The organism is Streptomyces sp. NPDC058877 (genome assembly GCF_042742855.1).
Lineage (GTDB): Bacteria > Actinomycetota > Actinomycetes > Streptomycetales > Streptomycetaceae > Streptomyces.
Map to the genome: position 1 here is coordinate 1 of NZ_JBHYMF010000216.1, position 10,889 is coordinate 10,889.

The 10,889-nt window shown below is 71.8% G+C and carries 10 protein-coding genes and 1 pseudogene; 6 read left to right on the top strand and 5 right to left on the bottom strand.

The annotated features are described in order from the left end of the window. Positions 1 to 20 precede the first annotated feature (20 nt). The 3 genes and pseudogenes from ACFW2Y_RS31190 to ACFW2Y_RS31200 all read right to left on the bottom strand — a co-directional run bounded on the left by ACFW2Y_RS31190 (position 21) and on the right by ACFW2Y_RS31200 (position 3,891). A complete protein-coding gene (locus ACFW2Y_RS31190; RefSeq protein ID WP_384885799.1) occupies positions 21 to 626 on the bottom strand; it encodes a PadR family transcriptional regulator in 606 nt (201 codons plus the stop codon). A 579-nt stretch (positions 627 to 1,205) separates the two neighbouring features. Next, positions 1,206 to 1,907: a hypothetical protein gene (locus tag ACFW2Y_RS31195; protein ID WP_384885801.1), complete on the bottom strand. Its 702-nt coding sequence runs from the start codon at positions 1,905 to 1,907 to the stop codon at positions 1,206 to 1,208. 777 nt (positions 1,908 to 2,684) lie between these two features. Continuing rightward, positions 2,685 to 3,891: pseudogene (locus ACFW2Y_RS31200) on the bottom strand (erythromycin esterase family protein). Between the two features lie 68 nt (positions 3,892 to 3,959). Here ACFW2Y_RS31200 and ACFW2Y_RS31205 point away from each other — a divergent pair. The 4 genes from ACFW2Y_RS31205 (at position 3,960) to ACFW2Y_RS31220 (ending at position 6,754) form a co-directional block, all read left to right on the top strand. Beyond that, positions 3,960 to 4,607, top strand: a complete 648-nt coding sequence (locus tag ACFW2Y_RS31205) for a MerR family DNA-binding transcriptional regulator (RefSeq protein ID WP_384885802.1) — start codon at positions 3,960 to 3,962, stop codon at positions 4,605 to 4,607. After that, positions 4,604 to 5,233, top strand: a complete 630-nt coding sequence (locus tag ACFW2Y_RS31210) for a GNAT family N-acetyltransferase (RefSeq protein WP_384885804.1) — start codon at positions 4,604 to 4,606, stop codon at positions 5,231 to 5,233. The genes ACFW2Y_RS31205 and ACFW2Y_RS31210 overlap by 4 nt, the downstream gene beginning before the upstream one ends. A gap of 54 nt (positions 5,234 to 5,287) precedes the next feature. Next, positions 5,288 to 5,833, top strand: coding sequence for a GNAT family N-acetyltransferase (locus tag ACFW2Y_RS31215; protein WP_384885806.1), 546 nt, complete (start codon positions 5,288 to 5,290; stop codon positions 5,831 to 5,833). Positions 5,834 to 5,947: 114 nt separating this feature from the next. Then, positions 5,948 to 6,754 carry a PhzF family phenazine biosynthesis protein gene (locus ACFW2Y_RS31220; RefSeq protein WP_384885807.1) on the top strand — a complete coding sequence of 269 codons (807 nt, stop codon included), beginning with the start codon at positions 5,948 to 5,950 and terminating at the stop codon, positions 6,752 to 6,754. Between the two features lie 53 nt (positions 6,755 to 6,807). On the opposite strand, the gene ACFW2Y_RS31225 is transcribed toward ACFW2Y_RS31220, so the two are convergent. Further along, entirely contained in the window at positions 6,808 to 7,590 is a 783-nt protein-coding gene (locus ACFW2Y_RS31225; RefSeq protein WP_384885813.1) for a CPBP family intramembrane glutamic endopeptidase, read from the bottom strand. 145 nt (positions 7,591 to 7,735) lie between these two features. After that, complete coding sequence (locus ACFW2Y_RS31230; protein ID WP_384885809.1) at positions 7,736 to 9,235, bottom strand: glutamate--cysteine ligase; 1,500 nt, start codon at positions 9,233 to 9,235, stop codon at positions 7,736 to 7,738. A gap of 480 nt (positions 9,236 to 9,715) precedes the next feature. On the opposite strand from ACFW2Y_RS31230, the gene ACFW2Y_RS31235 reads away from it, so the two are divergent. Together ACFW2Y_RS31235 and ACFW2Y_RS31240 are read left to right on the top strand one after the other, a co-directional pair. Then, positions 9,716 to 10,303, top strand: coding sequence for a hypothetical protein (locus ACFW2Y_RS31235; protein ID WP_384885811.1), 588 nt, complete (start codon positions 9,716 to 9,718; stop codon positions 10,301 to 10,303). A gap of 330 nt (positions 10,304 to 10,633) precedes the next feature. Further along, positions 10,634 to 10,840, top strand: a complete 207-nt coding sequence (locus ACFW2Y_RS31240) for a DUF5999 family protein (RefSeq protein ID WP_041662108.1) — start codon at positions 10,634 to 10,636, stop codon at positions 10,838 to 10,840. Positions 10,841 to 10,889: the final 49 nt, after the last annotated feature.

The window sequence follows — 10,889 nt, forward strand, 5'->3', positions numbered from 1 at the left end:
CCCCGATGGGCCTGCACACCTCAGTGTTCGTCGGCCAGGATCAGGTACAGCTTCTTGCGGGCCTCGTTGATCACGGCGACCGCCTTCTGTCGCTGCTCGGCGCTCCCGGTCTTCCACACCTGCCCGAACGCCTCCATCAGGCCGAAGCCGGCCTGCCGGATCTCGTTGACGGCTTCCCAGTCGACCCCTCGCCCGGCCTCTTCCCACGGCGCCTCGGGCCCCTGATCGGCCTCGGCCCGCCCGGATTCGGTGAGCGTGAACAGCTTCTTGCCGCCCTCGCTCGCGCTGATGATCAGTCCTTCGTCCTCCAGCATCTGGAGGGTCGGATAGACCGAACCCGGACTGGGCTTCCAGGCCCCGTCGCTGCGCTCGCCGATCTCCCGGATCATCTCGTACCCGTGCATCGGACGGTCCTTGAGGAGGGCCAGGATCGAAGCGCGCACATCGCCGCGCCGCGCACGACCCCGTCCGCCTCCGCGCCCCCGGCCGCCGCCGAAGGGCCCGCCGCCGAATCCGGGCCCGAACGGCCCGAACGCGGCGCGCCGCCCCTCGAAGTCCCCCCGGGGTCCGGGGCCGCAGCCTCCACGACCGTGCCCGTTTCCGTACTCGTGTCCATGTGAACGCATCGCAACGCTCCTTTCACCAGATACCCATCATTGAACTGTCGCGATATCTCAACGATATATCGGAACCATTCGCCGAGCAAGGTTCCCGACAATGAAGGGCACCTCGCCTCCGGGAGGGGAGCCGGGTCCTGGCGCGTGCCGGCGGAGCCGCGGTACTGGGCACCGGCGAGATCGGCTTCGTGCACGAGACGGACGGATGGGCCGTGAGCGAGGTCGGCAACCAGTCCACCGGGCACCGCCCGGGCCTCACTTCCTGGTCGGCAGCCGCCCGCGCTCTGGACGGCCCGGGGCTCCGGCGGCCCTCCGGCTCCATCCGTCAGATGGTGTTCCGGCGGTGCCCCCCACTGTCAGGAGCACACCATCGCGGAGGGGGCGAGTTCGTCTGCGCCTTCTGCAGCAGCGGCCTGCCCTCGGCACGCAGCGTGGCCTCCACCACCGCGTGAGGGGCGGACGCACGGCCGCTCGGAGGAACCGCCGCACCACGGCGCACCGGTACGCCCTGGAACCTCGCGCCGCCGTCCAAGCACGACCGACGGACCCCGAAGGAGCCGCGCGGGGTGGGGCGGCGTTGGTCTGCGGTCAGGAGGCCGGGACGCCCGCCCTGTCCAGTACGGCGGTCATCTCGCCCTCCGGAAGCACCGGATTGGCCCCCGCACTGGAGGCCAGTTCCGGCACGTGGAGTGCCTCGCGGAGCCGGCGGAGCGGGAGGCGCGGGTCGCCGGTCGCCGCCTGGCGCGTCCAGGTCTCGGGGTCGTGGCTGAGCCGCTCGATCAGCGCGGGCGTGGCGGCCGGGTCCCGGATCGCCAGCCGACGGTAGCTCCCGTCCGGGTGGTCCGCGTAGCGCGCGGCGAAGCCTTCACGGGGAAAGCGGGGGTGCGTCTCCGCCATCCATGCGGAGAACGTGCCGCCGAGCCGTGCGTACACCCGCATGAGGACCTCCTCCGGGGTGTCGGGGTGGTGAATGGCCAGAAGGTTCTCCAGCACCGGGTCCTCGACGCGTGCGAGCAGGCGCAGCAGGTCGGACGGCAGGTGGGGACTCCGGGCGGCGGCGCGCCGGAGCAGTGGGTGGGCGGAGGTCGCGGCCCGCCGCAACACCTCGGGGTCGGCCAGCCCGTCCCGTACCCAGCGCACGCCGTTGCCCCGGTCGAGGTCCCCGGCCGTGAAGTCGATCGCCATGCGCCGGGCCTCGTCCAGCTCGGGCCGGAGGGAAACCGCGAGCCGCACGGCCTCGTCGGGGTCGACGGCGAGCCGCTCCACGAGGTCGGCGGCAGGATCTCCCATGCCCGCACCGCGGCCCGGCGCGCCACCGGATCGTGGTGAGCAGCGCTCGAGGCCACGAACGGCAGCGACAGATGGGGCGAGTCCAGCAGGGTCGCGCGTACGGAAGGGTCGGGGTCGTCGAGCAAACGGACGCACACGGCATCCGGCAGCGGCGCGACCTTTGTGCGCGGGTCGTACACCTCGGGTCCGTACGCGAGGGCGGCCCGCACCTTGGGAGAAGGGTCGTCCGCGAGCCGGGCCCGCTGCGCGGGGTCCGCCCCGGCGCTCATGGCGAAGTCGATCCGGGCGCCCGGGTTCGGGTGGGCCAGGATCACCGCGACGGCCGCCTCGGGGAGTCCGGCCCGTTGGGCGGCGCAGCGGGGCGGACCGTCACCTCCTCCGTCGAAGGCGAGCAGGCGCAGCAACAACGGGGCCGGCAGCGCCGGGTTGCGGGCGAGTCCGTCCAGTGCGGACGCGTGGAACGCGACCATGCTTCCCCCGTGTCCCCGTGGACGGCCGGCCCTCGATGCTACCGCCGCGGTCGTCGTCGCGGCGTTCCGGTTGCAGAAGGTCCGGGGCGGAGGAAGCCGGCGCCGCGCCCCGCACGTGAGGCCCGGTGTTCAGCGGACCACGGATGGTCGACCGTCCGGCCCCGGGCCGGACGAAGCCCCGCGTGGCCCCCGAAGCCGGACCGTCCATCCATCCGTCCATCCGTCCATCCGTCCATCCGTCCATCCGTCCATCCGTCCGAGATCGTGCGGGGAACCGGCTCCCGGAGCGGGGGCCGGTCCCGCCGCGTCAGTCCCGCCGCACGACGTCCTTCACGAACACGAGGCCGTCCGTCACCTCCAGGTGCTCCGGGTCCAGCGGCGCGTAGCCGAACCAGGGGGGACGCTCGGGGAGCGGGCGGCGCATCGGCGAGGAGGATCGCCAACCGGCGGGTGTCGACCAGGAGACGGTCGTCCGGCAGCGCGTACAAGCGCCCCTCGATGCTGCCCGACGGCGGCACGCCCACCCCCTGGTGCCGGATCGTCCCCAGGGCCATGGCCACGAAGGCGTACTCCTCGCCCAGTTCGGCACTCGCCCGTGCGCCCGCGCTCCACCACTCCAGCGGCGCACCGCCCATCCGCATCGAACTCTTCGCCCGCTGGAGGTGGGCGTGATGGGCGTAGACGAAGGCCGGACCGCGGGCGGCGATCGCGAGGAGGTTCTGGGCCATCATCCGGTCCCGCACGGCGACCAGCCGGGCCAGGCGGGTCGGCGCGTCCTCGGCCATCCCGTGGTGGTAGCGCAGCAGGCCGAGCGCGGCACGCCCGTACAGACGTGCCCGCTCCAAGTCGCTCCGGGAGTCAACGGCGATCAGGTGGGGGGTCTGCTCGTCGAGCAGTCCCACCAACTCGTCGGCGAGCAAGCGCAGTTCGCGGGCTCCAGCGGTCCGGCCCACCGACCGGGCGGGGTCATGCATCACGGCGGGGTCGGTCCACCGCCCGTCGGCGCCGATCAGGGCGTCGAGGACCTCCGCACCACAGGGGAGCAGGTCCGGGTCCACCCGGGCCGCAAGATAGGCGTGGAGTGCGGTGAGGGCCTGCCGGGGGCTCTCGGCGCCACTGATTTCCAGCGGGCCGTCGAAACCGGCGAAGTGGAGCTGGTCGGAGGCGGGCCGACCGTCGTTGTGGGCACGCATCCAACGCACCAGTTCCCGATTGGCCTCGGAGGCGCCCCAGCCGTGGCTGAATCCGTTTTCCATGACCTCGTCGAGGGTGCCCGTGCCGGAGGTGACGTGGTCCTCCACGAGCAGTCCCCGCAGGCAGTCGCTCTCGATCGCGATCGTCCGGTAGCCCTGCTCCTCGACGAGTTGCCGGAAGAGGTCGTTGCGGAGGTCGAGCAGGGAGTCCTCGCCGTGGGTGGGCTCTCCCAGGGCGAGGAGCCGGGGTTTGACGGGGAACAGCCGCATCACGGCGGCAGCCCCAAGGGCATGAACGGCGTCCCTGATGTCAGTCGTCATTCCCTCAACGCTATCGCTGAACATACGGTTGAAACTTTTCCACACCTTCCACGATTATCTTCGGCTTCATGGGAAGAAACCCTCAAAGCAGCGGGAAGCTGAGACCGATCGATCTGGCACGCGAGCACGGCCTGTCGACGCAGGCGGTCAGGAACTACGAGGAGGCCGGCATCCTTCCGGCCGCCGACCGCACCCCCAGCGGCTATCGCACCTACACCCCGCTGCACGCCTGCGCCCTGCGGACGTTCCTCGCCCTGTTGCCGGGGCACGGCCACCGGGCGACGACGGCGATCATGCAGGCCGTGAACCGGGGCGCGGCCGACGAGGCGCTCCGCCTCGTCGACGAGAGCCACGCCCAGCTCCTCGACGACCGGCAGACCCTTCGGGCCGTGACGGGCGCCCTCCGTGACGCGCGGTCCTCCGCCGGCCCCGCACGGGGCGCGACGTCCGGGCCCGGCGGCACGTTCATCGGGCCGCTGGCCGGAAGGCTCGGCGTCCGCCCGGCCACGCTGCGCGCCTGGGAGCGGGCCGGCCTGGTGCTCCCGCACCGCGATCCGAGGACCGGCTACCGCGTGTACGACGGGGCAGCCGTACGGGACGCCCAACTGACGGGACCAACGCCGTGTCGACACATTCGCTCTTGGACAGGGCTCAGGAGCTGTGGGAGGAACTGGCCCGCGCCCCGAGGGCGTTCACGCCCCACGCCGTACACGTGATCGTTTCTCCGGATTCGGGGCTGTGCCCGCCCGGCTGGGGCGGCGCGGTCTCGCTGGGAGACTCGGCCGTCGTGACCGTGCCGAGCGCGCGCACGGCCGCGGCGGTACGCGCCGCCGTGTCGGACCTCCCCGCGGCGGCCCTCACCGACCCCGCCTCCGTGAGCGCGGTGCTCCCCGTGACCGGGATCCTCGGTCCCGCCGCCCTGGCGTACGCCTCCCCGGAAGGCTTCCGGCCTGCCGTCGGCGCGTCCTCGGCCGTGGAGCGGCTGCCCGTCGGCCATCCCGCACTCAGGATCCTGGAGGAGGAAGCCGGCCGGAGCGACTCCGCGGAGGCGTCCCTGCACGAGATCACCTCGCCCGCCTTCGTGGTCCGTGAGCACGGTCGGGTGGTGGCCGCAGCCGGCCACCGGACCTGGCCGTGCCGAACGGCCCACATCAGCGTGCTGACGGCCCCGGGCTCGCGCGGCCGTGGCCTCGCCCGCACAGCCGCCTCGGCCGCCGTCGCCGAGGCCCTCTCCGCAGGGCTGCTGCCGCAGTGGCGCGCCCGTCCCCCTGCCTCACGACGGGTCGCCGCCGCGCTGGGTTTCGAGGAGTTGGGCGCCCAACTCTCCTTCGAGCTGCCCTGACCACCCCTCCGTCCGCGAACCGCCCCGCACCCCGGGCCTGCGACACTCTTGGCCATGGCAACCGAGACCCCACCGCTCTTCACCCAGTTCACCACCTCCGAATCGGTGCACGTCGGACTTCTGACGGCCCTCACCGACTGCTGGACCGAGGTGAGCGACGCAGGTGGAGCCGCCGGTTTCCCCTTCCCACCGGTGGATCCCGCCGCGGTCGCCGCCGCGGTCGACCGGATCGTCACGGGACTCGACCCGGCGCGCTGCCGTCTCCTCGTCGCCACCGTCGACGGCGCCCTGGCGGGTTGGCTGTGCCTCCGCCGCGACCCCGATCCGCTGGTCGCCCACTGGGGCACCCTGCACCACGTCCAGACCCGCCTCGAAGCCCGCGGCCGGGGCATCGGTGCGGGCCTGGTGCGGCGTGCCCGGGAGATCGCCCGCGACGAGATGGACTTGGAGCAGTTGAGGCTGGCGGCACGCGGCGGCAGCGGACTCGAAGCCTTCTACGGCCGGCTCGGCTGGCGCGAGGTCGGTCGCTGGCCCGGGGCGCTGCGGCTGTCCGCCGAGGACCACCGCGACGAGGTCCTCATGGTGCTGGCACCCCTGTGACTCGGCCGGGAGCGCCGCCGGCGGGATTCCCCGCCCTGACGACCGGGACGAAGCGGTCCAGTTCTCCGCGATTGGCCTTGGTCCGCCCTTTTGCGTGCCCGGTACGGTCACGGCATGCGCATCCGAATCGTTGACGCCTTCACCGACCAGCCCTTCTCCGGCAACCCGGCCGGCGTCCTGCTCCTCGACTCCTTCCCGGACGACGCCTGGCTCCAGAAGGTCGCCGCCGAGGTCAACCTCTCCGAGACGGCCTTCGCCCACCCGCTGCCCGGCGGCGAGGCCGACTGGGCCCTGCGCTGGTTCACGCCCACCACCGAGGTCGACATGTGCGGCCACGCCACCCTGGCCACCGCCCACGTCCTGCACTCCACCGGAACCGCGAGCGGCAGCGTCCGTTTCACGGCCCGCTGTGGCGTGCTGATCACCACGACCGAGGCCGACGGCACGATCACCATGGACTTCCCGACCTCTTCGCTCACTCCGGTGTCCGCCCCCGAGGGCTTGGAGAAGGCGCTCGGCGCCGAAGTCCTCGCCGTCCACGACACAGCCGCTCACATCGGCGACCTGCTCGTCGAGTTGCGTGACGAGGCGGCCGTCCGCTCGCTCGCTCCTGACTTCGCCGCCCTCAAGGTCCTCTCCTCGCGCGGGGTCATCGCCACCGCCGCCGCCGAACGTCCGGACAGCGGATACGACTTCGTATCGCGCGGCTTCTTCCCCGCCGTGGGCATCGACGAGGATCCGGTGACGGGCAGCGCCCACACCGCCCTCGCGCCGTACTGGTCGGCCAGGTTCGGCCGGGAGGACCTCACCGGCTTCCAGGGCGGAGCCCGCACGGGCCGCGTCCGCACCCGTCTGCGCGGTGCGCGCACCCTGCTGAACGGCCATGCCGTCACCGTCATCGAGGGCGAACTGAGCGCCTGACCGGGAGGGTCCGCGGGGACGGGGCGCACGGCTCGGCCGCAGCGCCGTCCCCGTCACGCGGTCGGCAGCCAATCCACCTTCCCGGCCAGCAGGCCGTACCCGACGAAGGCCACGATGTCGAGCAGCGCGTGCGCCACGACCAGCGGCCCGACCCGGCCCCACCTGCGGTACAGCAGTACGAAGACCACGCCCATAACCACGTTGCCGAGGAAGCCGCCGATCCCCTGGTAGAGGTGGTATGAGCCGCGCAACACCGAGCTCGCCACCAGCGCGGCCATCGGCGACCAACCCAACTGGCCCAGCCTGCGCAGCAGGTAGCCGACGACGATGACCTCCTCTAGGACGGCGTTCTGCACCGCCGAGAGGATGAGCACCGGATACTTCCACCACACGTCGGGCAGGGACTCCGGCACCACCGTCAGGTTGAACCCGGACGCCCGTGCCGCCAGGTAGAAGGCGAGGCCCGCGCTCCCGATGCCCGCCGCGACCAGTGCACCCCGTCCGAGGTCGGACCACGGCCGGGTCCGGTCGAAGCCGATGGCCCGCAGCCCGGCGCCCTCCCGCAGCAGCAGATGGGCGACGAGCACCACCGGGACGAGCGCCGTGGCGATGCCGAAGAGCTGCCAGGACAGGTCGAGCCAGGGGCGCCCCGGCGCGTACGAGCCGTTGAGCGTCGCCGCCTGCTCCTTCAGGGAGCCAGGTTTGGTCAGCGAGCCGATGAAACTGATGAGCGAGGACACCGCGCTCGCTCCCAGCGAGAGCGCGAGCACGACGAGCGTCTCGGAGCGCAGCACGCCGCGGGGCAGGCCGTCGGGGGGCGGGGAGGCATCCCTCAGTTCCTTCTCCGACACCACACCTGTCTCCACTTCCCCGTCGCGGGCACACGCCGTTCCGGTGGCCCCACGTCCGGGACCACCTTGACATGATCACCCATCGCCGGGTGGGGAAGCCCGGGAGGCGGGGTCCTGATCCTGAACGGGGTCAGTCGATCCCCACCGGCCAGGTGTGCACCGGCTCGCCCGTGAGCATCAGCTCCCGGTAGCGCCGGGTCATCGCCGCGAGCGCCGCCTCGCGGTCGAGGCCCGCGTCCAGGGCGCGGTGGAAGGTGTCGGTCTGCCAGGAGGCACCGTTCACCCGTCGCAGACAGCGTTGCTCGATGACACCGAGGTAGAAGTCCCGGTCCGCCGGCTCCACGCGCCAGGAGTCGAGGCCCGCCGCCGCGAGCGGCAGCAGCTCGTCGAGGACGAGCCGGACGGCCGGCAGGCTCGTGACGCCGCCCGCGCGTCCCGCACGGGGCCAGCGCAGCTCCGCCTCGATGCCGTGGCGGCAGGCGGCGTCGAAGTTGGCCTCGGCCTCCTGGAAGGCCATCCGCTTCCAGACGGGCCGGGAGTCCTCGGCGAGCGAGCGGACGAGACCGTAGTAGAAGGCGGCGTTGGCGATCACGTCGGTGACGGTGGGGCCGGCGGGAAGCACCCGGTTCTCGACGCGCAGGTGCGGGACCCCGTCGACCCAGCCGTACACCGGCCTGTTCCAGCGGTAGACGGTGCCGTTGTGCAGGACCAGCTCCTGGAGGCGCGGCACCCCTCCCCGGTCGAGCACGAGCAGCGGGTCCTCCTCGTCGCAGAGGGGCAGCAGCGCAGGGAAGTAACGGACGTTCTCCTCGAAGAGGTCGTACACCGAGTCCACCCAGCGCTCCCCGAACCAGGTCCGCGGTCGCACGCCCTGCGATTGCAGCTCGGGCGGCCGGGTGTCGGTGGCCTGCTGGAAGAGCGGCGGCCTGGACTCGCGCCACAGCTCGCGGCCGAAGACGAAGGGGGCGTTGGCGCCGAGCGCTATCTGGACGCCCGACACGGCCTGCGCCGCGTTCCACACGGCGGCGAACCGGGCGGGGGTCACCTGGAGGTGCAGCTGCACCGAGGTGCAGGCCGCCTCGGGCACGATCGACTCCGTCGTGCACAGCAGTCGTTCGACGCCGTGGATGTCGAGGGTGAAGTCCTCACCGCGGGCGGCGAGGATCTGGTCGTTCAGCAGCGTGTAGCGGTCGTTGGCCGACAGGTTCGCGGGAACCAGGTCGGACTGTGCGAGCGTGGGCAGGATGCCGATCATGACAACCCCGGCATCGAGTTCCGAGGCCTTGCGGTCGGCGTATCCGATACCGGTTCCGATCTCCTCCGCCAGCCGGTCGAAAACCCGCCCGCCGAGCTGGTGGGGCGCGATGTTGACTTCCAGGTTGAACATTCCGAGTTCCGTCTGGAAATCGGCGCTGGCGATCTTTTCGAGGACGGGTCCGTTCAACATTCGGGGCAGCCCGTCGGCACCGGCGAGATTGAGCTCGATCTCCACGCCCATGAGATTGCGCGGCCGATCGAACCGCTTCTCCGCCAGCAGACGCGCGAGTCCCGCGAGGCACTGCTGGAGTTTCCTCCGGTACTGCTGCCGATCCGACGGGCCGAACCCGTCGGCTACGACCTTCTCCCCCATCGAAGCGTCCCTCCCCGAGTGGGCAGCCGCCACGACGGCCGCGCGTCACGGACGATGATGCCCACCCCACTGATCCACAACGCCTGCGGGACCGGCCTGTCGGAGGATAGGCTGGATGAAGCGCTCCACTGGCACATTCCAAAGGCAGGGAACGTCCGACATATTCTCTTGTCACATTCCCGTGGGGTGTCGAAGCAAAAATCGGCCGTCCCCTGTGAGGGAAAATCCGCAGGTGGGAGTGGAACCACCTTCTGGATTCCCTTCCAACTCCCCTCCTTTTCGACCGGATGACACCTTGTCAGGAGTACCGGCGGCTCCTAGCGGAAACACTCTGTGAACACTTGTCGTATAAACTCCGCGGACGAGGCAGAGTGTTGGCGCCCGGCCATGGCCCCATGGCCCCTCTCTGGCCCCGCCGTCGACAGCGCCGTCGTACCTGCCCACGCTTCACCGTGTCTCCTGAGTGAGAGGCGTCCCACCATGCTTCGACCTTCCCCGGCACCCGCGCCGGCCCTGCGTAGCGTCCTCGCGGCCCTCGGTTCGCCGACCGCCGTCCGCGAGCCGCGGACTCCCGCCCTGCGCGCAGCACAGGGACCGCTGAGCCCCCAACACCCCCTGCCCGTGCACGTCCTCGGCGTCACCGGGGCATCGGGGCTCGCCCCCCGCGCCGAGCTCACCGGCTGGCGCTTCCTCATCAGGGACGGGGACCGGGCCATCGCCGCCGCGGACACCATCCTCACCCCCGACGGCTGGTCCTTCTCGCACTTCTTCGAAGGACCGTACGTCTCCTCCATGGAACGGGCCCTGCTCCAGGCCGAGTCGCTGCCCGTCCCCCACCGGCCGCGCCTGCTCTCCGTTCCGGAGCTCTACATGCTGACACTGTGGCTGCAGCCCGGTGCGGAGGCGGAGGCGACGGAGGACGCCCCGACGGCAACCGATCTGATGGTGCCCCTGGCACCCGCGCCACCGGGCATCGCGGCCCACCAGCCCTACCGGTTCGCCGATCTCCTGCTCGTCCTCAGCACGCGTCTCGCGCCGCCGCTCCTGGGCTCGGGGGCGTCCGCCTGACCCGGCACCTCACGTCGCCGCCCCGTGACCCGGTCGGGTCACGGGGCGCACTGCCGTCCGGGCGAGCGGCCCGAACGCTCTGCCCGAACATCCCTCCCGGACGGACTAGCCCGCTGGGACCATGCCGAACCATCCGAAGGGACCGTGCAGTTGGCCTGAACCGCCCCTGCGGGTGATGCGTCTTCTCCGCAGAGGACGAGCTGACGTGAAATACCTGCGGAAGCGCGTCCGTGGGGCAAGACTGTGACCGGAAGCAACCTACCGACGGGGGCGGCCATGAGCGCGCAGAGCCGCAGGACATCCACCACGACGCAGCGAAAGAACCCACCCATGTGCCAGCACCAGCCTGCCTGTCCCACCGCCGACTCAGCCGACCGGGAGGCGGCCCGACTGACGGCGCACCACCCGGAACAGGGCTGGAGCCTGCTGTGCAACGGCGTCCTCCTCTTCGAGGACACCGGCGAGCTGCTGCCGGACGGACAGATCATCGCCCCGCACCGGCCGCTGACGGCGGGGCAGGTGACGACGGCCGCCTGAAAGCGCCCGGCGGGGAAGCAGGCGGGAAACGAACGCCGAGGGCCGGCCC

Excerpts from the sequence above, each read along its gene's own strand:
- ACFW2Y_RS31190 (WP_384885799.1), bottom strand. The coding sequence starts at position 626 with ATGCGTTCACATGGACACGAGTACGGAAACGGGCACGGTCGTGGAGGC.
- ACFW2Y_RS31195 (WP_384885801.1), bottom strand. The coding sequence starts at position 1,907 with ATGGGAGATCCTGCCGCCGACCTCGTGGAGCGGCTCGCCGTCGACCCC.
- ACFW2Y_RS31205 (WP_384885802.1), top strand. The coding sequence starts at position 3,960 with ATGGGAAGAAACCCTCAAAGCAGCGGGAAGCTGAGACCGATCGATCTG.
- ACFW2Y_RS31215 (WP_384885806.1), top strand. The coding sequence starts at position 5,288 with ATGGCAACCGAGACCCCACCGCTCTTCACCCAGTTCACCACCTCCGAA.
- ACFW2Y_RS31220 (WP_384885807.1), top strand. The coding sequence starts at position 5,948 with ATGCGCATCCGAATCGTTGACGCCTTCACCGACCAGCCCTTCTCCGGC.
- ACFW2Y_RS31230 (WP_384885809.1), bottom strand. The coding sequence starts at position 9,235 with ATGGGGGAGAAGGTCGTAGCCGACGGGTTCGGCCCGTCGGATCGGCAG.
- ACFW2Y_RS31235 (WP_384885811.1), top strand. The coding sequence starts at position 9,716 with ATGCTTCGACCTTCCCCGGCACCCGCGCCGGCCCTGCGTAGCGTCCTC.
- ACFW2Y_RS31240 (WP_041662108.1), top strand. The coding sequence starts at position 10,634 with ATGTGCCAGCACCAGCCTGCCTGTCCCACCGCCGACTCAGCCGACCGG.